This window comes from Streptomyces sp. NBC_01463 (assembly GCA_036227345.1).
In the GTDB taxonomy this organism is placed as follows: domain Bacteria; phylum Actinomycetota; class Actinomycetes; order Streptomycetales; family Streptomycetaceae; genus Streptomyces.
The window spans coordinates 4,952,280-4,977,525 of sequence record CP109468.1 but is presented as its reverse complement, the minus strand read 5'-3'; the positions used below and the strand labels follow the sequence as shown (position 1 = coordinate 4,977,525).

Sequence of the window (25,246 nt, the reverse complement as noted above, 5' to 3'; positions counted from 1 at the left end):
CATGCGAATAGGCCAGATGCTGGGCAGCGGGCGCGACGCCGACGTATACGAACTGGACGAGCAGTGGGTCCTGCGGCGCTACCGCGACGGCTTGGACGCCTCCCGCGAACTGCCCGTCATGTCGTATCTGTCGGCATCCGGCTATCCGGTCCCCCGGCTCGGCCCGCAGCCCGCGTCGGCCGGCCCCGGCGATCTGGTCCTGCAGCGGCTGACCGGGCCGACGATGCTGGAGTCCCTGCTCTCCGGCGACACCGACGGCGACGAGGGCTCCGCCCTGCTGGCCCGGCTGCTCGCCGAGCTGCACACCGTCCCGGCCCGGGTCTCGCCGGATCCCGAGGACCGGATCCTCCACCTCGACCTGCATCCGGACAACGTGATGCTGACCGCCGACGGCCCGGTGGTGATCGACTGGAGCAACAGCGAGGAGGGGCCGCCGGCCCTGGACCGTGCCATGTCGGCGCTGATCCTGGCGCAGGTGGCGGTCGACCGGGACGGCCCGGGGGCGGACGGCGCCCGCGAGCTGCTGACCGCGCTGATGCCGCGCCTCGCGGAGGACGGCGGCGTCCCGGCCGCGCACCTCGCCGACGCCGCGGCCCGCCGGGCCGTCAACCCGACGATGAGTCCGGCCGAACGGGACCTCATCGGCGAGGCGGTGGCCCTGGTCACCGCACTCTCCGGCTGAGATCCCCGTACCGCCGGACCCCCGGACTACTCCCGCGTGCCCGCCAGTTCGACCGGCCGGGTGCGCAGGGCGAGCGCTGCGGGCAGCACCGCGAAGACCACGGCCAGCAGCGCGCTCACCGCGAGGACGAGGCCCAGCGTCTCCCACGGGACCACGACGGCCGAGTGGACGCCGAGCCGTCCGAGGGCGGTCCGTACGGCGGCCAGGTCCAGCGCGGCCACCGCCCCGCCGAGCACGGCGCCCACCCCCACCACGACCAGCGCCTCCGCCCCGACCAGCCGCAGCACCTGCGCCTTCGTCGCCCCGGCGAGCCGCAGCACCGCCAGGTCGCGCACCCGGTCGGCGGTGGCCATCACCTGGGTGTTGGCGAGCGCGATGCCCGTGTAGACGAGCGCGATGAGAAGGATCATCAGCAGGCCGGTACGGGTGTTCTCCCCGGTCCGCCGGACGCTCTCCGCCGCCCGGCCGGCCCCGGTCCGCACCTCGGCGCCCGTGTCCCGGCCTGCCGCGTACAACTCCTTCGCGACGGCCGAACGGTCCGCCCAGCCCCGCACCCTGACGTCGATCCGGTCGACGGCGGCGCCGCCCGCGTTGCGCGGGGTCACGTACACCCCGTTGTTCCCGGTGCCGGTGCTCAGCACGGCCGCCACCCGAAGGGTGACCTTGCGGCCGTCGGCCAGCCAGACGCCGACGCGCTCGCCGACCGTCGTGGTCAGCCACTCCTCGTTGACGACGACGGAGCCGTCGTCGAGTCCGGACAGGCTCCCCGCCACCACCGGCAGCGCGGACACCGCCGCCGCGTCGGCCGGGTCCACCGCCCTGGCCTCGGAGCGGACCAGCGCCGTGCCCTCCTCCAGCACGGTCACGGAGGTGGACCGCGAGACGCTGACCACGACGCCCGGGATCCGCCGGACCCGCTCGACGAACCGCGGGGAGAGCGCGCCACCGTCACGGCCCGCCGTGGCCACGAAGTCCGCGGTGACCTGGGTGCGCGCCTCGGTGGCCCTGGCCTCACCGAGCGTCGCCGTCGTGCCCATGAGCGAGGCGGCCAGCGCCACCGTGACGATCACGGGGGCGGCCACGGCGGCGGTCCTGCGCAGTCCGGCGGAGGCGTTCTCCCTCGCCAGTACACCAGTGGCGCCCGGCAGTTGCGCCGGAAGCCAGGTGAGGAGGCGGGTGACGGGCCGCACGAGAACAGGTGCGAAGAGAGCGAACCCGACGATCAGCAGCATCGGCTGGGTGAGGTAGGTCTTGCGCTTGAGGAGGCTGCCGGGATCATGGACGAGCGCGACGGCCGCCAGCACCACCCCGGTCAGCAGGACTGCGGCGCCCAGCACCACCCGGCTCAGCGGCATCGCACCGCTGTCGACGGCGGATTCGCGCAGCGCCTCGGCCGGCCCCACCTTCCCGGCCCGGCGCGAGGCGGCGACCGCACCGGCCAGCGCCACGGCCAGTCCGGTCCAGAAGGCGGTGTGCAGCGGCCAGTTCTGGTCACCGACGGCGAACCAGCGGGGCGCGATCCCCTTCCCCACCATCCAGGAGGCGAGCCGCGGCGCGCCGAGGGCACCCAGCCGGCAGCCCGCGGCCGACGCGAACACGCCGATGACGGCCGCTTCGGCGTACACCGTGCGCCGCACCTGACCGGGGGTCGCGCCCGCCGTGCGCAACAGGCCGAACTCGCGGCGGCGCTGGGCGACAGCGAAGGAGAAGGTCGAGGCGACGACGAACACGGAGACGAAGGCGGTGATGCCGGCGGCCGTGCCCAGCAGCGCGTTGACGGAGACCAGCGCCTCGGCGTCGCGGTCCGGGTCGGGATCGGCCCGGCGCCGGTCGTCGCCGGTGAGGACCACCATCCGGTCCTCCTTGTCCACGACCGCGCGCACCGCGGCCGGGTCGGCGTGCACCACCAGGGCGTCGACGGCCGGGGAGATCCGGGCGGCCTCGGCCGCGGTGAAGAACACTGCGGTCTCGAACCCCGCGGACCGGACCGTGCCGACGACGGTCCCGGTGGCGATGGACCGCGGGGTCGTGACCGTGATCCGGTCCCCCGTACGCACCTGTGACCGTGGCCCCGCGGTGACGACCACCTCGCCGGGGGCGGCCGGGGCCCGCCCGGCGGCCAGCCGGTAGGGGGCGGCCGCCGCGACCGGCCACGGATGCCCGACCACCTCACCGGCACCGCTGCCGCCGTCGAGGTCCGCGCCGCCGACCGAGACGGGGAACGTACGGTCCTCGACGGTACGGCCGAGCTCCGCCAGCGAGTTGGCGAGCGCCGCCGAGACGGGCCGGGGCGAGGTCAGCTCCTGCGTCCGGACACCGATCGGTGTCGGCACCCGCAGCAGGTCCGCGCCCCGGACCACGACCGGGGCCGCGGCGAACCGCTCCGGCCCGTGGTGCGGTGCGCCGAACGTGGCGGCGAGCGCGAGACCGGTCATGGCGACGATCCCGACACCGAGGGCCAGCGCGAGGAAGGAGCCGACGAACGTGACCCAGCGGGTCCGGATGCCGCGCAGCACGAGGCTCAGCACGGGACCGCCGCCATCCGCGTCATGCGCGCCGCGACCTGCTCGGCGGATGGGGAGGCCAGCTCGTCCCGCACCCGGCCGTCGGCCAGGAACAGCACCCGGTCCGCACAGGAGGCGGCGACCGGGTCGTGCGTCACCATGATCACGGTCTGACCGCCGTCCACCATGGTCCGCAGCAGGCTCAGCACCTGCTGCCCGGTCGTCGAGTCCAGGGCGCCGGTGGGCTCGTCGCCGAACAGCACATCGGGCCGGGTGACCAGGGCGCGGGCCAGGGCCACGCGCTGCTGCTGGCCGCCGGACAGCTCGCTGGGCCGGTGCCCGGCCCGGTCGCGCAGCCCCACCCGCTCCAGTACGCCGAGGACCTCGGCCCGCTTCGGCCGGCGGCCGGCCAGCCGCAGCGGCAGGGCGACGTTCTGCTCGGCACTGAGCGAGGGGAGCAGGTTGAACGCCTGGAAGACGAAGCCGATCCGGGTGCGGCGCAGCAGCGTCAGCTTCCGCTCGCTGAGCCCGGTCAGTTCGGTGTCGCCGAGGAACACCTGGCCGCCCGTGGGCCGGTCGAGGCCGGCGGTGCACTGGAGCAACGTCGACTTGCCGGAGCCGGACGGCCCCATGACGGCGGTGAACGTGCCCCGGGGAACGTCGAGGCTGACCCCGTGCAGCGCGGTCACCGCGCCGGTGTTCCTGCCGTAGGACCTGGTGACCGAACGGAGCCGGACAGCTGCTTGATTCATGGCCACCACTCAACCGGCGCCGCTCCCGCGCCACATCGCAGCGAACGGGAGTCCCCGGGGTGGAGCCAGCTCCACCCCACGGCTCCACCCCGCCGGGTGGTCTGCCTCCCCGTGCCCGGCCTACCGTTCCCCCCATGCCCTCCTCCGCCGCTGACCCCCTGCCCTCCCCGGGCCTGTGGCAGGCCCTGCGACAGCGCCGCTACCTGCGTAGCGCCTGGCCGTGGCGCGCCACGCTCTACCTGCTGACGAGCGTGCCCCTGGGCCTCGCGAACCTCACCGCGCTCCTCCTCCTGGCCGTCGCCGGCAGCGCACTGAGCGTGCTCCTGATCGGCATCCCGCTGCTCCTCACGCTCGTGCTCGCGGGCATACCGGTGGCCGCAGTGGAGCGGCGCAGACTGCGCCTGCTCGACCCCCGCCCCCTCGCCCCGGCGCACCGCGACCCGGACGGCACCGGCCTCTCGTCCTGGCTCCGCACCCGCCTCCGGGAACGCGCCACCTGGCGGGAGCTGGGCTACGCGCTGCTGTTCGCCCTGGTGCTGTGGCCCCTGGAGGCCCTGGCCGTCGGGACCGCCCTAGTCATCTGCGGCGGCCTGATCGCCGCTCCGGTGATGCTGGCGGCGAACGGCGGCGAGGAGGCCCGCGTACTGAAGATCTGGCTGATCCACTCCCCTCCGCCCGCCGTCGCGGCCCTGCTCGCCGGACTCGTGCTGCTGCCCCTGTTCGCGTATCCGCTGGGGGCGCTGGCGGCCGGCCGGGCCGAGCTGACCCGGCAGCTGCTCCGCGCACCGGAGGCCGGACTGGACTCGCGGATCAGGGAGTTGGGACGCTCCCGGATGCGTCTGGTGGACGCCTTCGAGGCGGAGCGCCGCCGGATCGAGCGCGATCTGCACGACGGCGCGCAGCAGCGGCTCGTCGCCCTGTCCATGACGCTCGGACTGGCCCGGCTGGAGAGCCCGGCCGAACCGCTGGCCGGGCTGCTGGCCAAGGCGCACAAGGAGGCCGGGGTCGCGCTGGCGGAGATCAGGGAACTCATCCGGGGCATCCACCCCCAGGTCCTCACCGACCGCGGACTCGCGGCGGCGGTGGAGGACATCGCGGACCGCTCGGTGATCCCGGTGGACGTGGAGTTCGCCCTGCCGGACCGGCTGCCCCAGGCGGTCGAGACGGCCGTGTACTTCGCGGTCTGCGAGGCACTGGCCAATGTGGCCAAGCACAGCGGGGCGGAGCGGGCCCGGGTGAGCGGCCGGACGGAGAAGGGCCGGCTGGTGGTGGAGGTGTACGACGACGGGGCGGGCGGCGCCGACACCGGCGGCGGTACGGGACTTCAGGGCGTGGCCGACCGCGTCTCGGTGCTCGACGGCCGCCTGCTACTGTCCAGTCCGCCCGGCGGGCCCACGGTGTTCCGACTGCAGGTCCCCATGTCACCTGCGGAAACAAGGACGTGAGCGTGCGCATCGTACTGGCCGAGGACAGTGTGCTCCTGCGGGAGGGACTGATCGGCCTGCTGGAACGGTTCGGCCATCAGGTGGTGGCGGGCGCCGGCACGGCCGACGAGCTGATCGCGGCGGTGGCCGAGCACGGCCCGGACATCGTGGTGACCGATGTCCGCATGCCGCCGGGCTTCTCCGACGAGGGGCTGCGGGCCGCGATCGAACTGCGCATCCGGCAGCCCGGGCTGCCCATCCTCGTACTCAGTCAGTACGTCCAGCGCACGTACGCCGAGGACCTGCTCGACTCCTCGGACGGTACGGGCGTCGGCTACCTGCTCAAGGAACGCATCGGCGACGTCGAGGAGTTCATCGACGCCCTGCACCGGGTCGCGGCCGGGAACACGGTCGTGGACCCCGAGGTGGTCCGCCAGCTCATCCGCCGCCGCCGGGCCCCCCTCTCCCGGCTGACCGCGCGCGAGCAGGAGGTGCTGGCCCTGATGGCGGAGGGCAGGTCCAACGCGTCGGTCGCCGCGGCGTTGACGGTCAGCGAGGGCACGGTCAGCAAGCACTTCGGCAGCATCCTCGGCAAGCTCGACCTGTCGCTGGACGACACCACGAACCGCCGGGTGCTGGCGGTACTGGCGTATCTGCGGGGGTGACCAGGCCCCGACCGGACCGCGAGGCGGTACGGAGACGGGCGACGGATACGGGTGACAGCTGACGGCTCTGACGGCTGACGGCTGACGGCTGACGGAGACCGTCTCTCTTTCTCTCTCCGAACGCGGTCACGGCGGCCCGTAGACGGCGGCCAGTTCGGACGCGAGTTCCGCGAGCCGTGCGCGGGCGGCCGCCGGTTCGAGGATCTCGACCCGCGACCCCAGACCGGCCAGCTGCGCGGCCAGCACCTCTGCCGACGGCCCGTCCACCTCGATCCCGAGCCACCCGTCGGCGACCGCCGGACCGATGATGCGCAGCCGGGCGCCGAACAGCCGTTGCAGGACGCCTTCGGCACCGGCCTCGGCCCGCCCGCGCACCGTCACCGCGTACATCCGGTCCTCCATCACCGCGGCGAGGGAGCGCCAGGCCGTGGCGAGGTCGAAGCCGTCCGGCCGCACGACCGGTTCCCCCGTCGCCGCCACGGAGGTGACCCGGCTGAGCCGGAAAGCCCGCAGCCCGCTCTCCGTGCCGGCGACGAGATACGAGACGCCGGCCTTCGAGGCGATCCCGAGCGGATGCACGGTCCGCTCACCGGCGGGCCTGCCGGGTGTCGCGTAGCCCATCCTGACCTGCACCCCGTCGACCACGGCGCGCTGGAGCGCACCGAGTTGGGGCTCATCCGCCGTCACGGCGGTGCGCGACCAGTCGGTGGCGTCGGCGACCCCCGCGCGCACCGCCGCCTCGGCGCCCGGGCGCAACGGCGTGGGCAGGGCCCGCACCAGCTTCCGCAGGGCGGTGCGGAGTTCGGGCGACGCGGAGGACGGACCGGCGAGCAGGAAGAGCGCCCGGCTCTCGTCGGCGGTCAGTCCGGTGAGGTCGGTACGGGCTCCGCCCACGAGGGACCAGCCCCCGCCGCGCCCCCGCTGCGAGTAGACGGGGATCCCGGCGGCCGCGAGCGCCTCCAGGTCGCGGCGGGCCGTGCGTTCGGCCACGTCGAGTTCGGCCGCGACCTGGGCGACGGTGACCCGGCCACGTACCTGGAGGAACAGCAGCAGCGCCACCAGACGATCAGCTCTCATGCCGGAGATTCTCCTGGGAAAACTGGCCAGAAGGTGGCCAGTTCAGCTTTCAGGATGAGGTCATGACCGAAGCGGCGGCAGCTCGCGGCGCACAGGTCTCCCATCGGCCCATTCAACGAAGGAACGTGAACTCATGATCGTGGTGACCGGAGCCACCGGAAACGTCGGACGCCCGCTCGTCGAGGCACTCGCGGCAGCCGGCCGGCAGGTGACGGCCGTGTCGCGGAATGCCGCCGCGGGTCCCGGCGCCGCACCGGCGCAGGTGCGGCATCACCGCGCGGACCTCGCGTCCCCCGAAAGCCTGCGCCCCGCACTCGACGGCGCCGAGGCGCTGTTCCTGCACGACACCGGCGCGGGCGCGCACCTGCTGAACGTGCCGGCCATCCTGGACGCGGCGAAAGCGGGCGGCGTGGCCCGTATCGTCCTGCTGTCCTCCCAGGGAGTCGCCACCCGGCCGCAGTCCGCCTCGCACGGCGCCGCGGGCCGGGCCATGGAGGAGGCGGTACGGCAGTCGGGCGCGGACTGGACGATCCTGCGCCCCGGAGGCTTCGCCTCCAACGCCTACGCCTGGGCCGAACCGGTCCGCACGCACCGGACGGTGGCCGCACCCTTCGGCGATGTGGGCCTGCCGGTCGTCGACCCGGCCGACATCGCCGACGTGGCGGCCATCGCGCTGTACGAGGACGGCCACGCCGGAGCGACGTACGAACTGACCGGCCCCGCCCTCACCACGCCCAGGCAACGGGCCCGCACCCTGGCCGACCTGCTCGGCGAACGGGTCGACTTCGTCGAGCAGACGGCCGACGAAGCACGGGCGCAGATGCGGCGGTTCATGCCCGACCCGGTGATCGACACCACCCTCGCGATCCTCGGCGAACCCACCCCCGCCGAACAGCGGATCAGCCCGGTGACGGAACAGCTCCTCGCCCGCCCGGCCCGCACGTTCGCCGACTGGGCCGGACGCAACATCGCGGCCTTCAGGTAACCGCAAGGGCCGCAGAAGAGAGGAGAAGCCGGTGCACCGGAGGGGTACACCGGCCGGGCGCGGGCGGCCGGACATGAAAAAGCCCCAGGTCACGGCGAGTGAGTCCTGGGGCTGATCCGAGCCGCCTTCGGGATTCGAACCCGAGACCTACGCATTACGAGTGCGTTGCTCTGGCCAACTGAGCTAAGGCGGCACGCGCTGTCGCACCATGGTGCGGTCAGCAGCGTCGCCAAGTCTACACAGTTTCGGAGGGTGCTCCGTACCGGCCCGTCGTGCGGCTGTATGCCCAGGTCAGTGGGGTGCCCCGGCGGCGGGCCGGAGGCCGGGCGGGCGGGGTCAGGAGCACTTCTTGCCGTCGGCCGGCGGGGTGCCCTCCAGGAGGTAGGTGTTGATCGCCGTGTCGATGCAGTCGCTGCCGCGGCCGTACGCCGTGTGCCCGTCGCCCTCGTAGGTGAGGAGGGTGCCGGACGAGAGCTGGCCGGCGAGGGACTGGGCCCACTTGTACGGGGTCGCCGGGTCGCGGGTGGTGCCGACGACCACGATCGGGGCGGCGCCCTCGGCCTTGATCCGGTGCGGGGTGCCGGTGGCGGGGACCGGCCAGTAGGCGCAGTTCAGGGAGGCCCAGGCGAAGCCCTTGCCGAAGACCGGGGAGGCCTTCTCGAAGGTGGGGAGGGCCTGGGTGACCGCCTCGGAGGTGGCGAAGGCGGGCGGGAGGTCGAGGCAGTTCACGGCAGCGTTGGCGTACATGAGATTCGCGTACGTACCGTTCGGCTCGCGCTCGTAGTAGCTGTCGGCCAGGGCGAGCAGGCCCGATCCGTCGCCCGCCCGGGCAGCGGTGAGCGCCTCGCGGAGCTGGGGCCAGGCCGTCTCGTCGTACATCGCGGCGATGACGCCGGTGGTGGCGAGGGACTCGCCGAGCTTCCGGGACTCGCCCGTGGGGATCGGCTTCGCGTCGAGGTCGCTGAACAGCTTCTTCAGGTTGGTCGCCGCGTCGGCTGCGGATGTCGTGCCGAGCGGGCAGTCCGCCTTCTTCACGCAGTCCTGGGCGAAGGACTGGAAGGCGGTCTCGAAGCCCGCCGTCTGGTCGCGGTTCATGTCGACCGATGCCAGCGAGGGGTCCATCGCGCCGTCGAGGACGAGCCGGCCCACCCGCCCGGGGAAGAGCTCGGCGTACGTCGCGCCCAGGAAGGTGCCGTACGAGGCGCCGACGTAGTGCAGCTGCTCGTCACCGAGCAGGGCGCGCAGCATGTCCATGTCGCGGGCCGTGTCCACGGTCGAGACGTGCGGCAGGATCTCGCCCGAGCGCTGCTCGCAGCCCGTGGCGAACTTCTTGAACGCACCGCTCAGCTTCGTGACCTCGACCGCGTCGTCCGGCGTCTGGTCGACCTGGGTGTAGGCGTCCATCTGCGAACCGGTGAGACATTCGACGGGTTCGCTGCGCGCCACCCCGCGCGGATCGATGGCGACCATGTCGTAGCGGGCGCGCACCTGCGCCGGGTAGCCGATCGCGGCATAGCCCTGGAGATAGCCGATGGCGGATCCGCCGGGACCTCCCGGGTTCACCAGGAGGGAGCCGATCCGCTTGCCCGGTCCGGTGGCCTTCTTCCGGGACACCGCCAGCTTGATCTCGTCGCCGTCCGGCTTCGCGTAGTCGAGCGGCGCCTTCATCGTGGTGCACTGGAATCCGCTGACACCGCAGTCCCGCCAGCTCAGGTGCTGGCCGTAGAACGACTTCAGCGCTGTCGGCACGGCGGACGGAGAGGCCGAGGCCGCCTGCGCCGGGGACGAGGCGCCCGAAGTCGAACTTCCGCTGCTGCAGCCGGAGATGAGGAGGCCGGCTGTGCCGAGCGCGAGGGCGAGGGTGCGGAACGGGCGCCTGGTGTCCATGTCCGGAGCGTAGCCGCCGGGCGACGACTCATCCGATTCCCTGCTCTTTCGGGTGATTCGGTGAGCGGCCTGCCGGGAGCGTCAGCCCGCCCGCAGCGCCATCGTCATCGCCTCCACCGCGAGCAGCGGGGCCACATTCCGGTCCAGCGCCCGGCGGCAGGCGCCCACCGCCTCGATCCGGCGCAGGGTGCGCTCGGGCGTGGACGAGCGCACGATCCGGTCGAGGGAATCCTGCGCGTCGGCGTTGGCGATGGCGATGCGCGAGCCCAGCTGCAGGGCGAGCACATCGCGGTAGAACCCGGTCAGTTCGGTGAGGGCCAGATCGAGGCTGTCGCGCTGCGTACGCGTCTTGCGGCGCTTCTGCCGGTCCTCCAGCTCCTTCATCACCCCTGCGGTGCCACGCGGCATCCGGCCCCCGGCGGAGGCGCCGAGCGCGGCCTTCATGTCCTCCGTCTCCTTGACGTCGACATCCTCCGAGGCCTGCTTCGCGTCGTCCGTGGCGGTGTCGATCAGCTCCTGCGCGGCCTTCAGACAGCCCCCGATGTCCTCGACGCGCAGCGGCAGCTTCAGGACGGCCGCCCGGCGGGCGCGGGCCCGCTCGTCGGTGGCGAGGCGACGGGCCCTGCCGATGTGTCCCTGGGTGGCCCGGGCTGCGGCGGCGGCCCGCTCCGGCTCGATGCCGTCCCGCCGGATCAGCACATCCGCTACGGCGTCGACCGACGGAGTGCGCAGGGTGAGATGGCGGCAGCGGGAACGGATCGTGGGCAGCACGTCCTCCAGCGAGGGCGCGCAGAGCAGCCACACCGTGCGCGGCGCGGGCTCCTCGACCGCCTTCAGCAGCACATTGCCCGCGCCCTCGGTGAGGCGGTCGGCGTCCTCCATGACGATGACCTGCCACCGTCCGACGGCCGGCGAGAGCTGGGCGCGGCGGACTAGCTCGCGGGTCTCCTTCACACCGATGGACAGCAGATCGGTGCGGATCACGTCGACGTCGGCGTGTGTCCCGATGAGGCTCGTGTGACAGCCGTCGCAGAAACCGCAGCCCGGTGCCCCGCCCAGGGCACGGTCCGGGCTGGTGCACTGCAGCGACGCGGCGAAGGCCCGGGCGGCGGTGGACCGCCCGGAGCCCGGCGGGCCGGTGAACAGCCAGGCATGGGTCATCTTCGAGCCGGGCGGCACCGGCTCCCCCGTGGCCTGGGCGGTGACCAGCGCGTCGGCATCCCTGGCGGCGGCAGCGAGCTGCTCCTGCACGCGGTCCTGGCCGACCAGGTCGTCCCATACGGACATCGGTCACCGCCCTTCCGTGGTGTGCGGCTCTCGTCACGGCTGTCGCCGTGGCGTTCGTCGATCCGGCTTTCCCCTGGCCTCCCATTGTGAGGGACGCGTCTGACAATCCCGGCGGACGGACTGCCGGGACCTCACCGATGCGCCGATACGGCGATACGGCGGAGGCCGGACTCCGGAACGCCGATGGCCCCGCGCCTGTTCGCGCGGGACCATCGGCGTACTCGGTACTCGGTACTCGCTCGGTACTCGATACCGTCAGCGGCGCGGGCGGCGCCCCCGGCCGGTGGACCCGGGGTCCTCGTCGTCGTGGTCACCGAGCAGTTCGTCGGCCAGCGTGGGCAGATCGTCCAGCGGAGTCTCCTCCGCCCAGTCGGGACGCGGCCGCCGCGACCGGCCCGAATGCTGCTCCTGCTCCCGCTGCTCCCGGTCCGCGTGCGGATCGGTGATCTGCGGCAGCTCACGGGTGCGTTCGTTCTCGCCCTCAGGTGCGGAGCCCGCTGAGCGCTCGTCCCGGAAGATGCCGCGCGGCACCCGGTCGGCGGGGTCGGCGTCCCGTACCGGCGGCAGCACCGCCGTCTCGTCCGCGGCACCGGACGGCCCGGACGGATCGGAGACCTTCGGGATCATCGCCGTCTCGGCCTCGTCGGACGGCCAGGGCGCGGACGGGGCCGCGTGCCGAGTCCGTCCCCGGCCGGAGGACGGATCCACCGGAGAGGGCACCGGCTGAGTGATCTCGTTCGGGTTCACGATCGGGGTCGGCACCGTCAGCTCGTTGTCCGGAACGGAAGACGAGGACGAGGACGACGACGAGGACGAGGACGAGGACGAGGACGTGGAAGACGCAGACGGCTCGGAATGCGGCGCGGACCGCGAGGTCCGGGCACGCGAAGCCTCCGCCGCAGCAGCGGCCTCGGCCGCCTCTGCCTCGGCTTCCGCCTGGGCCGCGGCCGCCTGGGCCCGCGCACTCTCCGCCGCGGCCGCGGCATCGGCCTCCGCCTGCCTGCGAGCGGCCTCGGCCCTCAGCAGGGCCTCCTCCGCCTTGCGCTGCTTCTCCAGCCGCTTGGCCTCGGCCTCCTGACGGAGCCGGGCCTCCTCCTCGGCCTGGCGGCGCAGCCGCGCCTGCTCCGCCTCGCGGGCGGCCTCCTCCGCTTCGAGCCTGACCCGCTCCTCCTCGGCGCGCTGCCGCGCCTCCTCCGCACGCTGACGGGCCTCCTCCGCCTGGCGTTCGGCCTCGCGGCGGCGCGCTTCCTCCTCCTCGCGGCGCTTGCGCTCCGCCTCCTCGGCGCGGAGCTTGGCGAGCTGCTCCTGCCGTTCGCGCTCCAGGCGCTCTTCCTCCGCCTTGCGCGCGGCCTCCTCCTCGGCGAGGCGACGGGCCTCCTCCTCGGCGGCCTTGCGCGCCTCCTCCCGGGCCCTGATCTCGGCCTCGGAGAGCGGAAGGAGCTGGTCGAGCCGGTGACGTACGACCGTGGTGATCGACTCCGGTTCCTGGCCGGCGTCCACCACCAGGTAGCGCGTCGGGTCGGCGGCGGCCAGCGTCAGGAAGCCGGAACGCACCCGGTTGTGGAATTCGAGCGGCTCGGACTCCAGCCGGTCGGGCGCCTCGGTGAACCGTTCCCGCGCGGTCTCCGGGGAGACGTCCAGAAGCACGGTCAGATGCGGTACGAGGCCGCTCGTCGCCCAGCGCGAGATCCGGGCGATCTCGGTCGGCGCGAGATCACGGCCCGCGCCCTGGTAGGCGACGGACGAGTCGATGTAGCGGTCGGAGATGACGATCGCGCCGCGCTCCAGCGCCGGACGCACGACCGAGTCGACGTGCTCGGCGCGGTCGGCGGCGTACAGCAGTGCCTCGGCCCGGTTGGAGAGCCCGGCCGACGAAACGTCGAGCAGGATCGAGCGCAGCCGCTTGCCGACGGGGGTCGCGCCCGGTTCACGGGTGACGACGACCTCGTGGCCCTTGGCGCGGATCCAGTCGGCGAGCGCTTCGACCTGGGTGGACTTGCCCGCTCCGTCGCCGCCCTCCAGGGCGAGGAAGAAGCCGGTCGCGGCGGGGGCGACCGCCGGGTCGCCGCCACGCAGCGCCTCCCGCAGATCACGGCGCAGCGGCACTCCAGAACGGTCGTCCGTCTTCGCGAGGACGATCGCGGCGACCGGCAGCAGCAGGGCGCCGATCAGCATCAGGGTGAAGGCCGCGCCACCGTGCGCGAAGACGAAGTCCCCCGCGGTCAGCCGGTGGGTTCCTATGGCGGCGGCCACCAGGGGGCCGCCGACCGCGCCGAGCGCGATCAGGACCCGGACGACGGCCTGGAGGTGTTCGGCGGTGCGGGTCCGGCGGGATTCCTCGGTCTCCTGGTCGACGAGGACATGGCCGGTGTTGGCGGCGACACCCGCCGCGTATCCGGCGAGCACGGCGATCAGGACGACGGTCGCCGTGTCCGGCACCAGGCCCATCGCAAGGAGCGCGACCCCGGTGACGGCGGTGGCCAGGGAGAGCAGCCGGCGGCGCGACAGGGCCGGCAGCACCTTCTGCGCGGTACGGATGCCGACGCCCGTGCCGCCGGTCAGGGCGAGGATCAGCAGGGCGAAGGTGGCGGGGCCACCACCCAGGTCGGTGGCGTGCAGGACGGCGACGGCGGCCGCGGCCGCGATCGCTCCGGCGACGGCGGCACAGGTCGCGACGATCAGCGGTACGGCGCCGGTGCGGCCCTTGTCCGGTCCGCTGCCGGCGGACGGCCGGCGCAGCCCCTCCAGGGGCGAGCGCGGCCGGGGCGTCGGCGAACCGGGCAGTTCCAGGAAGTACAGGGTGGAGATGGAGGCGGAGAACAGCCCGGCCGCGACGTACGAGCCGAGGGCCGCCTGGTGGAAGGAGAACCACTCCAGGCCCGAGCCCAGCAGATTGCCGATCAGTGTGGCGACCAGCAGCACGGCGGCGGCGACGGGAACGGCGGCGAAGTCGGTCCGCAGGGAGAGCCTGCGCAGCGCGTCCAGGTGATCCGGCAGCGGGCGCACCGCGGCGCCCTCGATCGGCGGCGCGGGCAGCAGCGCGGGCGCCGCCCCGTCCTTCGCGATCGTCCACAGCCGCTCACCGGCGCCGGTGACGAAGACGGTGATGAGGATCATCAGGAGCGCCCTGTCGGGCATCCAGTCGATCCACAGCGGCGCGACGACCAGCAGCGCGAGCCGCAGCCCGTCGGCGCCGATCATCAGCCACCGCCGGTCGAGCGGCCCTCCCGGCGCCGTCAGGGCCGTCAACGGCCCCAGGAGTACGGCTCCGAAGAGCAGGGTGGAAATAATCCGGGCCCCGAACACGGCGGCGACGGCGAAGGCCGCCCCGCGGTATCCGGATCCGAATGAGCCCTCAAGGACCGCCGCTTGCAGCGACAGCAACACCAGCACGAGAAGGGCGAGTGCATCGCCGGTACTGCCGACGAGCTGGGCGCTCCACAACCGCTTCAGCGGGGGAACACGCAACAGGGCTCGTACGGCGCGCTCGCGTGAGTCTGCGGCAAGTGTGTCGGAGGTGGGGCTCACGACCGTTGGCTGCTCGGCTCGCGTCATCCGCCCAGCCTATCGGGAGCAAGCCGGTGCCCGCGGTCCGCGTCCGAACATACGACCGCAGCGGCCTCCGCGGGGGTTCTCTCCCCGCGCCTCCGGGGTCCTTTCCCCGCCCCCTCCGGGGTCCCGTCCCCGCCCCTCCGGGGTCCCTTCCCTGCCCCCTCAGGGTCCCTTCCCCCAGCCCTTCGGGAGCGAGACCCTCCAGCCTTTCCGGAGCGCCTCCCAGCCCCTCCGGCGTTTGAGGAGCGGGGGCCCGGGGGCAGAGCCCCCGGTTTCGGGAAGGGGCGGGGAGGGGACAAGGCCCGCCGCAGGCGCGCCACCCGCCCCCGTCCACACCCACCCACCCACTCACCCACCCGCCCCGGAACACGGCAACGCCGGGCGGCCCGGACACTCGTCCAGCCCACCCGGCGTTCAGGAACCCGGAAGGTCAGTCCTCCGAAGACACCGAGGAAGACGCGGAAGTCGCCGTCTTCTTGGCCGCGGACTTCTTCACCGCGGTCGTCGTCTTCTTCGCGGCAGTGGTCTTCTTCGCCGCGGTCTTCTTCGTGGCCGTAGCCGTCTTCTTCGCCGCCGTCGCCTTCTTGGCAGGCGCCTTCTTCGCCGGAGCCTTCTTCGCCGTCTTCTTCTTGGCCGGCCCCTTGGCCCGCTTCTCGGCGAGCAGCTCGTAGCCGCGCTCCGGAGTGATGTCCTCGACGCTGTCGTCGGTCCGCAGCGTCGCGTTCGTCTCGCCGTCGGTGACGTACGCGCCGAAGCGCCCGTCCTTGACGACGACCGGAGCCCCGCTCACCGGGTCCGTGCCCAGCTCCTTCAGCGGCGGCTTCGCCGCGGCCCGCCCGCGCTGCTTCGGCTGGGCGTAGATGGCGAGGGCCTCTTCGAGGGTGATGTCGAAGAGCTGGTCCTCGGAGGTCAGCGACCGCGAGTCCGTGCCCTTCTTCAGGTACGGGCCGTAGCGGCCGTTCTGCGCGGTGATCTCGACACCCTCGGCGTCCTCACCGACCACACGCGGCAGCGACATCAGCTTCAGCGCGTCGGCCAGCGTCACCGTGTCCAGCGACATCGACTTGAACAGCGAGGCCGTCCGCGGCTTCACCGCGTTCTTGCCGGTCTTCGGCGTGCCCTCGGGCAGCACCTCGGTGACGTACGGACCGTAGCGCCCGTCCTTGGCGATGATCTGGTTCCCGCTCACCGGGTCCGCACCGAGCTCGAAGTCGCCGCTCGGCTTGGCCAGCAGCTCCTCCGCGTACTCGACGGACAGCTCGTCGGGTGCCAGGTCCTCGGGGACGTCCGCGCGCTGGTGCCCCTCGGAGTCCTTCTCGCCGCGCTCGATGTACGGGCCGTAGCGGCCGACGCGGAGCTTGATGTCGTTGCCGACGGGGAACGAGGAGATCTCCCGGGCGTCGATCGCACCGAGGTCGGTGACGAGCTCCTTGAGACCGCCGAGGTGGTCGCCGTCGCCGTTGCCCGCGTCGGAGGCCTTTCCGGCACCGGCCGCGTCGTCACCGGCCTGCGCACCGAAGTAGAACCGCTTCAGCCACGGCACGGACTGGGCCTCGCCCCGCGCGATGCGGTCGAGGTCGTCCTCCATGCGGGCCGTGAAGTCGTAGTCGACGAGCCGGCCGAAGTGCTTCTCCAGCAGGTTGACCACGGCGAACGACAGGAAGGACGGGACGAGCGCCGTGCCCTTCTTGAACACGTACCCGCGGTCGAGGATCGTCCCGATGATCGAGGCGTACGTCGACGGGCGGCCGATCTCGCGCTCTTCCAGCTCCTTGACCAGCGAGGCCTCGGTGTAGCGGGCCGGCGGCTTGGTGGCGTGGCCGTCGACGGTGACCTCGTCGGCGGTCAGCGCGTCGCCCTCGGCGACCTGCGGCAGCCGGCGCTCACGGTCGTCGAGCTCGGCGTTCGGGTCGTCGGCGCCTTCGACGTACGCCTTCATGAAGCCGTGGAAGGTGATCGTCTTGCCGGACGCGGAGAACTCGGCGTCCCGGCCGTCGCTCGCCCGGCCGCCGATCTTGACGGTGACGGAGTTACCGACCGCGTCCTTCATCTGGGAGGCGACGGTCCGCTTCCAGATCAGCTCGTAGAGCCGGAACTGGTCACCGGTGAGACCGGTCTCGGCAGGGGTGCGGAAGCGGTCGCCGGAGGGGCGGATCGCCTCGTGCGCCTCCTGCGCGTTCTTGACCTTGCCGGCGTACGTGCGCGGCTTGTCCGGCAGGTAATTGGCGCCGTACAGCTGCGTGACCTGGGCCCGGGCCGCGGAGATCGCGGTGTCCGAGAGGGTCGTGGAGTCGGTACGCATATAGGTGATGAAGCCGTTCTCGTACAGCTTCTGCGCGACCTGCATGGTGGCCTTGGCCCCGAAGCCCAGCTTCCGGCTCGCCTCCTGCTGGAGGGTCGTCGTACGGAACGGAGCGTACGGGGAGCGGCGGTACGGCTTCGACTCGACGGACCGCACGGCGAACGTGGACTCGGCGAGCGCGGCGGCCAGCGCCCGGGCGTTCGTCTCGTCCAGGTGCAGGGTCTGCGCGGACCCGGCCTTGAGCTGCCCGTCGGGACCGAAGTCACGGCCCTGGGCGATGCGGCGCCCGTCGACCGCGCTGAGGCGGGCGGTGAGCGTCGAGGGGTCGGAGGCGTCACCGGAGCGGCCGGTGGCGAAAGTGCCGGTCAGGTCCCAGTACTCGGCGGAGCGGAAGGCGATGCGCTCGCGCTCCCGCTCGACGACGAGGCGGGTGGCGACGGACTGGACACGGCCCGCCGACAGCCGGGGCATGACCTTCTTCCACAGGACCGGCGAGACCTCGTAGCCGTAGAGGCGGTCGAGGATGCGTCGGGTCTCCTGGGCGTCGACCATGCGCTGGTTGAGCTCGCGCGGGTTGGCGACGGCGGCCCGGATCGCGTCCTTGGTGATCTCGTGGAAGACCATCCGGTGGACCGGGACCTTGGGCTTGAGGACTTCCTGCAGGTGCCACGCGATGGCTTCGCCCTCGCGGTCCTCATCGGTGGCGAGGAAGAGTTCGTCGGACTCGGCCAGCAGCTGCTTGAGCTTCCTGACCTGGGCCTTCTTGTCGGCGTTGACGACGTAGATGGGCTGGAAGTCGTTCTCCACGTCGACGCCGAGGCGGCGCACCTCGCCGGTGTACTCGTCCGGCACCTCGGCGGCGCCGTTCGGGAGGTCGCGGATGTGCCCGACGCTCGCCTCGACGACGTATCCGGGGCCGAGATAGCCCTTGATCGTCTTCGCCTTGGCAGGCGACTCGACGATGACGAGTCGGCGGCCGCCCTGTGCGGTCTCGCTGGTCGGGGACAACTTCGCTCTTCTCTCCGGTCGACGCTCGGTGGGCATCAGGGCAGCGCGATGGCGCTGCCGACAGTGCTGTCGCTGCGGAGTGTGACGGTACAACCCGCCCCCGTGTCAAACGGCAAAAGCCCGCAACGGCCACTCGAACGGTAACCCGACTTCCGCCATTCCTGCCGCCCGGCCCGCTCGGTCCGCCGCGCGCACGGCCGCTGCCTGCGGGTTTCGGCGGCGCTGTGGCTGCCCTGCGGGGGCCGGGGGCGAGAGGGGGGCGGTCCGGGCGTGTTCCGGGCGGCGCGGGCGATCGGAGCCGGGGCGGGCCCGGGTGAGGTGGGGTTCAGATGCGGGTGACGCACCACACCCCGAGGACGAGGAAAAGTACGCCGAACAGAGTGGCGAGTGCGGTGGAGACGACGGGGCTCACCCCGTGCGCCACCGGCGCACGGTGCAGCACGCGCGCCCCTGTCCACAGCAGCAAGGCGGCACCGAACAGCGCGAACGCCGCTCCGGCGAGGACTGCAGGTCCGCTCTCCATACCCGTACGCCTCCCTGTCCCCGGCCCGGCGCGGCCCGGCGCGCCTTTCGGGGGGAGGCTCCCACCACGGAACGTCGCGGACGCGAACTCCGGGTGAACAGCCCGAGCCGAGCCCAGCTGAGCCGAGCCGAGACCGCCGGGCCATGGCCGAATTCACATCACGCCGCTCACATCACGCCACACACATCACGCAGCTCGCATCACCCAGCGCGCACCCCCACTCGCATCCCCCGCTCACATCCCCCGCTCACATCACGTGCTCACATCACGTCGAGGGTCGCGCGCCGCCGGCTTCCCCGTTCGAACACCGCCAGCAGCACCAGGGCGAGCAGCACGTATCCCGCCCCTGTCGCGAGTTCGGCGGCGATGCCCCGGCCGTCGAGGCCGCCACCGGCGGACAACTGACGGGCGGCATCGGCCGCGTGGGTCATCGGCAGGACGTCGCCGACGCTCCGCATCCAGTCCGGGAGGTTCTCCCGGGGCACGTTCGCGCCGGTCAGGAGCAGGAGTGCGGAACTGGCCACGTTCGAGATGAGGAAGACATCGCGGAACCGCAGCCCCAGCGCACCCAGCGCGAGCCCGAAGGCGGAGCATCCGGCCGCAGCCGCGAGCAGGACCGCTGCCAGTCCGGGCAGGGACCCAACCGGAATCCGGAGCCCCAGCAGAAGGCAGGCCGCGGTGAGCGTGAAGACGCTGATGACAAGGCCGTTCAGTACATACGGCAGGGCGCGTCCGAACCAGAGCGGAGCACGATTCCGGGGGCTCAGCAGTACGGCGCCGAGCGTCCCGTACCGGCGCTCGTTGGCGACGGCCATCGTGCCGCCGTACACACAGGCGGTCGACGCGGAGACGACCGCGTTGCCGAGCAGATAGAACTGGTCGTCGGCGACCTGGAGCTGCCGCCCCAGGAAGACGAAGAAGAGCAACTGCAGCAGAGGCCCGACCAGCAGGGTGCCGATGAACATGGGCGGTGTCGTCCAGTTGAACAACGCCCGGTAGGACAGGGCACCTCCGATGACGACGAGCCGCAGTGCAGAAACGATCCTCCGCCGAAGGCCAGGGCTGGGGGCGAGGTCGCGGCCGGGGTCGAGGCCGGGGTCGAGGGTGGCGGTGAAGGCAGGGGCTGGGGCGGGCATGCGGGACAACTCCTGGTGTGGGCGGGCGGGGGCGTCAGGGTTGAGCGTCGAGGTACGCGTCCGAGACGTCGCGGGAGGCTCAGGCGAGGGAGAGAGTGGCGGCGGCCCGCGCACGTTGTTCGACGCGCCCCAGGACCATGACCGCGACCAGCGCGTACAGCGTGCCGAGGGCGAGGGCCACGGCCATCGGGACCAGCACACCGGCGGTTCCCGCCCCGCCGGACGTCGCCGCGTGCACCGCGCGCGAGCCCCAGGTGGTGGGCAGCGCCCAGGAGACCGGACGCGTCCAGTCCGGCAGCACGGTGACGGGCACGAGCATCCCGGACAGCAGCCACACGGGGGCGTCCAGCGGGTTGGCGAGCGCGTTGGCGTTGCGCAACAGCACGAAGGTGGCGGCAAGCAACAGCCCCATCATCCCGAGCGACAGGACGCACACGGGGACGGCGACCAGGAAGAGCAGCGGGTGCGCGAAGTCGAGCGGCACATCGAACAGGACGGCCCCCCAGATCACCGTCGCCCCCATCGCGTAGGTGCCGATGACGGCGGTGGCCAGGGTGATCGGCAGCAGGACCAGCCAGAGCGGCGTGGGCGAGGCGACCAGCGTCTCCAGCGTGCCGAGCCAGCGCTGGTTCTGCACGGCACCGCCGGATCCGAAGAGCACCGATGACCAGATGCCCATCAGCCCCGCACCGACGGCCGCCGTGAGCAGCCGGTCGGGGTCGTCGGAGGCGCGGAAGAGATAGACGGCGAGGGTCGCGTACACCAGGGGGACGAGCACGGCGAAGGTGATTTCGAGCGGTGAACGGCTCATGTACGTGACGTGCGTACGCACACCGACGACGGTAAGGCGCAGCGCCCGGGCACCGGTCATGCCGCAGCCTCGATCCCGTCAGCACGCCCGGCACCCGCGTCCGCACCCGCGTCCGCATCCGCATCCGCACCGGGATCCGCACCTGGACCCGGATCCTCGGCCGTTCGCGCTCCCGAATCCCCTCCCGCGTCCGCGTCCTCCTCCGCGTCCGCCTCCGCATCCGCTTCCTCGACGATCGCGATGTAGGCGTCCTCCAGCGTGGGTTCACGCGTGTCGACCCGTCCGACCCTGACCCCGTCGAGCGCCGCCAGGACCTGGGTGTGCAGCTCCGCGCCACGTTCGGTCTGCACGATGACGGCCTGTCGGCTCCCCCGGTCCTCGGCCGCCACTCCGTGCACGCCCGCCAGGGCCCGGATGCGGTCGAGGTGTTCCTCGCCCGCGCCGTACGCCTCGATCTCCAGGATGCCCCGCTCCTGGACCCTGGACTTGAGCCGGTCCGGGGTGCCCAGTGCGCGGATCGTGCCGCCGGCGATGACCGCGATCCGGTCGCACAGTTCATCCGCCTCGGCCATGTAATGGGTGGTCAGCAGCACGGTGGTGCCCCCGGCTCGCAGATCGGCGACCGTGCGCCGCAGATCCCGCGCCGCCACCGGGTCGACCCCGATGGACGGTTCGTCGAGGAACAGCACATCGGGCCGGTGCAGCAGTCCGCGCGCGATGTGCAGCCGCTGCCGCATCCCGCGCGAATACCCCTCGACGCGCTCCTTCTCCCGGCCGGCGAGGCCCACCAGGTCGAGCAGTTCGGCGATCCGCCGTTTCTGGTCGCGCGGCTCGACGGCGTACAGCTCGGCGAAGTAGCGCAGGTTGTCGAGGGCGGAGAGCCGGTCGTACAGCCCCCGGTCGCCGCCGAAGACGTAACCGATCCTGCGGCGCACGGCGACGGGGTCGGTCGCCACGTCGTGGCCCAGCACCCGTGCGGTGCCGGAGGTGGGCAGCAGCAGGGTGTTGAGCATCTTGATGGTGGTGGTCTTCCCCGCGCCGTTGGGCCCGAGGAGTCCGAAGAGCTCGCCGCGTGCCACCTCGAAGGTGACTCCGCGCACGGCCTCTGTCTCGGTACGGCGCGGCCGCAGGAAGCCGGTCCGGCTGATGTAGGTGCGGCGCAGGTTCTTCGCCTCGATCGCAAGCATGCCGGGGACGCTAGGCCCCGCCACGAACCGCCCGCCATCAATTCGGGGGCCACCGAATCGTCCCGCGCCCGCCCCGCCGGATACCGGCTCCCGGTTCCCGGTTCCTCAGGACACCGCGCGCAGCACGTCCTCCCCGGAGAGCAGCGCGAGCAGGGCCCGGCCGGTGTCCGTGAGCTGGTAGTACACGCTGCGGCCGATCCGGTGCCTGGTGACCACATCCGCCTCGGAGAGGACCGACAGGTGCTCGGAGACCGTGCTCGGCGCGAGCCCCAGCCGGTCGGCTATCCCGGCCGTGGTCAGCGGCCCGCCCAGCTGCCGCAGGACCGAGGCGCGGCCGCGGCCCAGCAGCAGACCGAGCCGGTCGCCGCTCTCGGCGCGCTCCGCCGGCCGCTCGCGCAGCGCGCCCGCGCCACGGGCCTGGAAGGAGACCGTCAGGACCTCGGGGTCGTCGGTGGAGTAGAGCCGGCAGCCCTCGGCGAAGACCAGCGGGACGAGGAGCAGCCTCCGCTCGCCCGCCCGGTACTCCGCGTCGATGTGCTTCGTCAGCTCAAGGACGGGCGGCGTCCACTTGGCGCGGCTCTCCAGGCCGGTGAAGAGCGCGTCGATGCCCTCGGTGGCGAAGGTCCGGGCGCGGATGAGGACCTCGTCCTCGACGAGTCGGCGCATGGTGGGCCAGTGCGCGGCCATCGCGCCTTCCCAGTACGCGGTGTACGCATCGGCGAGGTCCGCGCAGGCCCCTTCGGGATCCACCACGTAGGGACGGATACGGGGGTGGTCCTCAAGGCCCGCATAGTGCTCGGCGATCCCCGCCCGTACGACATCGGCCGGCGTCGTACGGACCGTCTCCAGCTCCGCCTCGACCGACGTGGCCCCCACCGGGCGCGGCAGCAGGAAGTCCGGGAAGGTGTTCGGCCCGTCGATCAGCAGCCGCAGCGCATGCGTACGGTCGTCCTCCCGCAGCACCTCGCGGGCGCGCACCACCCATTCCTCGTAGGGCCGCGAGGGGGTGCGGTGCGGCATGGTCAGATGCAGGCTGCAGAACGCGTCCCACAGCGGGCTGATGGCGATCCGCGTCGCCCCGAGCGACGCCTCGTCGAGCTCGATCCGGATCATCCGGCCGCCCGCCCGGCCGGGGGCAAGGGCTCCAGGAAGCCCTCCTCGACCAGCAGCCGGATCGCCTGCGGGGTGCGGTCGCGCAGCAGCACCGGGTCCTCGTTCATCAGCTGGGCGATCGCGTCCAGGATCCGGCCGGCGGGCAGCGATCCGTCGCACACGCCCGCGAAGCCCGCTCCGACGGCGTCGACCTTCGTCGCACGCCGCATGCCGCGGTTCTGACGCAGCACCACGTGCTCGGGGTCCTCCGCTCCCGGCAGCCCCACCTGTTCCTGCACGACCTCGGCGGCGAGGGTGAAGTGCGCGGCCAGCAGCGCCGCGTCGTCCTGCTCCCGCAGATAGTCCTGCCGGGCGAAGTGCGCCTCGACGGCCGGTCCGAGCGGCTGCTCCACCGCGTGCGGCCACTCCTCGATCACGATCGAGGGCTCCCCGGCGGCGGCCGCGGCGGATTTCCGCAGCGTGATCCAGCCGAAGCCGACGCCCTTCGTCCCCCGGGCCTCGAACTCGTCCAGCCAGGCGTCGTACCGCGCGGCGTACTCCGCGGGGTCCGTGCGGTGGTCGCCGCTGTCGCGCAGCCACAGCTCCGCGTACTGGGTGATGTCCTGCACCTCGCGCTGCACGATCCAGGCGTCGCAGCCGCGCGGCACCCAGGACCGCAGCCGGTCCTGCCACTCCTCGTCCTCGGTGTGCTGCCAGTTGGCCAGGAAGTGGGCGTACCCACCGTCGTTGAGCCGGTCTCCGGTCTGCTGCACCAGGGTCCGGCACAGGTCGTCGCCCGCCATGCCACCGTCGCGGTAGGTGAGGCGGGCGCCGGGCGAGATGACGAAGGGCGGATTGGAGACGATCAGGTCGTACGTCTCGGTGCCGACCGGCTCGTACAGGGAGCCCTCACGCAGGTCGGCCGGGGCAGCGCCGGACAGGGCGAGGGTGAGCCGGGTGAATTCGAGGGCACGCGGGTTGAGGTCGGTGGCGGTGACCCGGGTGGCGTGCTGCGAGGCGTGGAGCGCCTGGATGCCGGAGCCCGTACCGACGTCCAGGGCGGAGGCGACGGGCCTGCGGACGGTGATCCCGGCGAGGGTGGTGGAGGCCCCGCCGATCCCGAGGACGACGCCCTCCTCGTGCGAGCCGATCCCGCCGGCACCGCCGACGGCGCAGCCCAGGTCGGAGACGATGAACCAGTCCTGGTCCTCCGGCCCGCTGTACGGACGTACGTCGACGGTCGCCCGTACCTCGCCGTCCGCCTCGGTCAGCCAGCCGTCCGCGACACATTCCTCGAGCGGCAGCACGGCGGCGGCCCGCCCGGCCGGGACGGGCCGCTGGAGCAGGAAGAGGCGCACGAGCGTGTCGAGTGGCGCCTCGCCCCGGGTCGCGCGCAGGGCCGGGACCGTCTCGCTGCGGGCGAGCGCGGCGTAGGCAGGGGCACCGAGCAGGTCCAGGAGCCCGTCGGCGGTGAAGGCGGCGGCGAGCAGGGCTTCGCGGAGCCGGGTCGTGTGGTCTGCTGCAGGAAGGCTGGTCTTACTCACATGACCCATTGTGAGGGCTCCCACTGACAACGGCAGCGGCCCGGCAGCCCCTCAGGGGCGCCGGGCCGGTCGTACGTCCGCCGGTCGCGGTCGTACAGCTGCTCGTCAGGGGTCTGCGGCGACGGCCGGCGGCCTGCCGGGGTTACGACTTCTTGCTGGGCGAGGCGGACGGCTCCTTGGAGGACGACGCCTCCTTCGGAGCGCCGTCCGAGGGCGCCGCCGAGGCGGTCGGCTTCTGGCAGCCCTTCTGCTTGGCCATCGCGGTGCCGACCTCGCCGGACTGGAGCTTCTTCAGCGCCTGGTCACCGTTGGTGCTGATCTTGTTCAGTTCGTCCGCGATGCCCTTGAGGCCGTCGGCGAACTCCGCCTGGTCCTTCGTGTCGAGGTCGTCGACCTTCTTCTGCAGATTCGCGTAGGCCACCGAGGAGGCGTTGAGCTCCTTCACGGCCTCCTTCTGCGTGGTCTCACCGTCGTCCACCGGCGGCGGACCCGCCGAGTCGACGGCCGAGCCCAGCGCCTTGTACGCCTGCGAGATCTGCTGGAAGGCGGCCGAGTCGGTCTTCTGGACGTCGGCGGGCTTGCTGTTGTCGGCGGTCTGCTGCTGGATGGAGGCGTTGGCGTTCGCGATCTTCTGCAGCTGGGGCTGGACCTGGTCACAGACCTTCTTGGCCCAGTCGTTCACCTTGTTGTCGCTGTCGTCGCTGCAGCCCGACAGCGTAAGTACCAGTACCGCACCGCCGGACAGCGCGGCCGCAAGCTTCTTGTTCACCGGATTGGTCCCTTCCAAGGCTCTCGGCCCCGGAACTTACACGCCGAGCGCCCTCCGTC

The 25,246-nt window shown here is 72.6% G+C and carries 18 protein-coding genes and 1 tRNA gene; 4 read left to right on the top strand and 15 right to left on the bottom strand.

Features of this window, described 5'->3' with window-relative positions:
* The first annotated feature begins 1 nt into the window (after window position 1).
* Window positions 2–682 carry an aminoglycoside phosphotransferase family protein gene (locus OG521_22035; protein ID WUW23315.1) on the top strand — a complete coding sequence of 227 codons (681 nt, stop codon included), beginning with the start codon at window positions 2–4 and terminating at the stop codon, window positions 680–682.
* A gap of 26 nt (window positions 683–708) precedes the next feature.
* On the opposite strand, the gene OG521_22030 is transcribed toward OG521_22035, so the two are convergent.
* Window positions 709–3,210, bottom strand: a complete 2,502-nt coding sequence (locus tag OG521_22030; GenBank protein WUW23314.1) for an ABC transporter permease — start codon at window positions 3,208–3,210, stop codon at window positions 709–711.
* On the bottom strand, window positions 3,204–3,938 hold the full coding sequence (locus OG521_22025; GenBank protein ID WUW23313.1) for an ABC transporter ATP-binding protein: 735 nt from the start codon (window positions 3,936–3,938) through the stop codon (window positions 3,204–3,206). Before OG521_22025 ends, OG521_22030 begins: the two co-directional genes overlap by 7 nt.
* 134 nt (window positions 3,939–4,072) lie before the next feature.
* On the opposite strand from OG521_22025, the gene OG521_22020 reads away from it, so the two are divergent.
* Together OG521_22020 and OG521_22015 are read left to right on the top strand one after the other, a co-directional pair.
* Complete coding sequence (locus OG521_22020; GenBank protein ID WUW23312.1) at window positions 4,073–5,383, top strand: sensor domain-containing protein; 1,311 nt, start codon at window positions 4,073–4,075, stop codon at window positions 5,381–5,383.
* A gap of 2 nt (window positions 5,384–5,385) precedes the next feature.
* Entirely contained in the window at window positions 5,386–6,027 is a 642-nt protein-coding gene (locus OG521_22015; GenBank protein WUW23311.1) for a response regulator transcription factor, read from the top strand.
* 126 nt (window positions 6,028–6,153) lie between these two features.
* On the opposite strand, the gene OG521_22010 is transcribed toward OG521_22015, so the two are convergent.
* Window positions 6,154–7,104, bottom strand: a complete 951-nt coding sequence (locus OG521_22010) for a WYL domain-containing protein (GenBank protein ID WUW23310.1) — start codon at window positions 7,102–7,104, stop codon at window positions 6,154–6,156.
* Between the two features lie 133 nt (window positions 7,105–7,237).
* Here OG521_22010 and OG521_22005 point away from each other — a divergent pair, with 133 nt between their 5' ends.
* On the top strand, window positions 7,238–8,089 hold the full coding sequence (locus tag OG521_22005; GenBank protein ID WUW23309.1) for an NAD(P)H-binding protein: 852 nt from the start codon (window positions 7,238–7,240) through the stop codon (window positions 8,087–8,089).
* 119 nt (window positions 8,090–8,208) lie between these two features.
* Here OG521_22005 and OG521_22000 read toward each other — a convergent pair.
* From OG521_22000 to OG521_21945, 12 genes are all read right to left on the bottom strand, one after another.
* Window positions 8,209–8,282, bottom strand: a tRNA-Thr gene (locus OG521_22000).
* A 143-nt stretch (window positions 8,283–8,425) separates the two neighbouring features.
* A complete protein-coding gene (locus tag OG521_21995) occupies window positions 8,426–9,976 on the bottom strand; it encodes an alpha/beta hydrolase (GenBank protein WUW23308.1) in 1,551 nt (516 codons plus the stop codon).
* Between the two features lie 81 nt (window positions 9,977–10,057).
* Window positions 10,058–11,263 (bottom strand): DNA polymerase III subunit delta', encoded by a 1,206-nt coding sequence (locus OG521_21990; protein ID WUW23307.1) that lies wholly within the window; start codon window positions 11,261–11,263, stop codon window positions 10,058–10,060.
* A 255-nt stretch (window positions 11,264–11,518) separates the two neighbouring features.
* On the bottom strand, window positions 11,519–14,818 hold the full coding sequence (tmk, locus tag OG521_21985) for a dTMP kinase (GenBank protein WUW23306.1): 3,300 nt from the start codon (window positions 14,816–14,818) through the stop codon (window positions 11,519–11,521).
* Between the two features lie 427 nt (window positions 14,819–15,245).
* On the bottom strand, window positions 15,246–18,125 hold the full coding sequence (gene topA / locus OG521_21980; GenBank protein ID WUW23305.1) for a type I DNA topoisomerase: 2,880 nt from the start codon (window positions 18,123–18,125) through the stop codon (window positions 15,246–15,248).
* 325 nt (window positions 18,126–18,450) lie between these two features.
* Window positions 18,451–18,648 carry a hypothetical protein gene (locus OG521_21975; protein ID WUW23304.1) on the bottom strand — a complete coding sequence of 66 codons (198 nt, stop codon included), beginning with the start codon at window positions 18,646–18,648 and terminating at the stop codon, window positions 18,451–18,453.
* Between the two features lie 260 nt (window positions 18,649–18,908).
* Window positions 18,909–19,784 (bottom strand): ABC transporter permease, encoded by an 876-nt coding sequence (locus OG521_21970; GenBank protein ID WUW23303.1) that lies wholly within the window; start codon window positions 19,782–19,784, stop codon window positions 18,909–18,911.
* 79 nt (window positions 19,785–19,863) lie between these two features.
* Window positions 19,864–20,616: an ABC transporter permease gene (locus OG521_21965; protein ID WUW23302.1), complete on the bottom strand. Its 753-nt coding sequence runs from the start codon at window positions 20,614–20,616 to the stop codon at window positions 19,864–19,866.
* Between the two features lie 35 nt (window positions 20,617–20,651).
* Window positions 20,652–21,782 (bottom strand): ABC transporter ATP-binding protein, encoded by a 1,131-nt coding sequence (locus OG521_21960; protein WUW23301.1) that lies wholly within the window; start codon window positions 21,780–21,782, stop codon window positions 20,652–20,654.
* A gap of 105 nt (window positions 21,783–21,887) precedes the next feature.
* Window positions 21,888–22,895 (bottom strand): helix-turn-helix domain-containing protein, encoded by a 1,008-nt coding sequence (locus OG521_21955; GenBank protein ID WUW23300.1) that lies wholly within the window; start codon window positions 22,893–22,895, stop codon window positions 21,888–21,890.
* Window positions 22,892–24,418, bottom strand: coding sequence for a class I SAM-dependent methyltransferase (locus OG521_21950; GenBank protein WUW23299.1), 1,527 nt, complete (start codon window positions 24,416–24,418; stop codon window positions 22,892–22,894). The genes OG521_21955 and OG521_21950 overlap by 4 nt, the downstream gene beginning before the upstream one ends.
* 142 nt (window positions 24,419–24,560) lie before the next feature.
* Window positions 24,561–25,187 carry a small secreted protein gene (locus OG521_21945; GenBank protein ID WUW23298.1) on the bottom strand — a complete coding sequence of 209 codons (627 nt, stop codon included), beginning with the start codon at window positions 25,185–25,187 and terminating at the stop codon, window positions 24,561–24,563.
* Window positions 25,188–25,246: the final 59 nt, after the last annotated feature.

Coding starts and splice junctions, on each gene's coding strand:
- OG521_22035 (WUW23315.1), top strand. CDS start 2: ATGCGAATAGGCCAGATGCTGGGCAGCGGGCGCGACGCCGACGTATAC.
- OG521_22025 (WUW23313.1), bottom strand. CDS start 3,938: ATGAATCAAGCAGCTGTCCGGCTCCGTTCGGTCACCAGGTCCTACGGC.
- OG521_22020 (WUW23312.1), top strand. CDS start 4,073: ATGCCCTCCTCCGCCGCTGACCCCCTGCCCTCCCCGGGCCTGTGGCAG.
- OG521_22010 (WUW23310.1), bottom strand. CDS start 7,104: ATGAGAGCTGATCGTCTGGTGGCGCTGCTGCTGTTCCTCCAGGTACGT.
- OG521_22005 (WUW23309.1), top strand. CDS start 7,238: ATGATCGTGGTGACCGGAGCCACCGGAAACGTCGGACGCCCGCTCGTC.
- OG521_21995 (WUW23308.1), bottom strand. CDS start 9,976: ATGGACACCAGGCGCCCGTTCCGCACCCTCGCCCTCGCGCTCGGCACA.
- OG521_21990 (WUW23307.1), bottom strand. CDS start 11,263: ATGTCCGTATGGGACGACCTGGTCGGCCAGGACCGCGTGCAGGAGCAG.
- tmk (WUW23306.1), bottom strand. CDS start 14,818: ATGACGCGAGCCGAGCAGCCAACGGTCGTGAGCCCCACCTCCGACACA.
- OG521_21975 (WUW23304.1), bottom strand. CDS start 18,648: ATGGAGAGCGGACCTGCAGTCCTCGCCGGAGCGGCGTTCGCGCTGTTC.
- OG521_21970 (WUW23303.1), bottom strand. CDS start 19,784: ATGCCCGCCCCAGCCCCTGCCTTCACCGCCACCCTCGACCCCGGCCTC.
- OG521_21960 (WUW23301.1), bottom strand. CDS start 21,782: ATGCTTGCGATCGAGGCGAAGAACCTGCGCCGCACCTACATCAGCCGG.
- OG521_21955 (WUW23300.1), bottom strand. CDS start 22,895: ATGATCCGGATCGAGCTCGACGAGGCGTCGCTCGGGGCGACGCGGATC.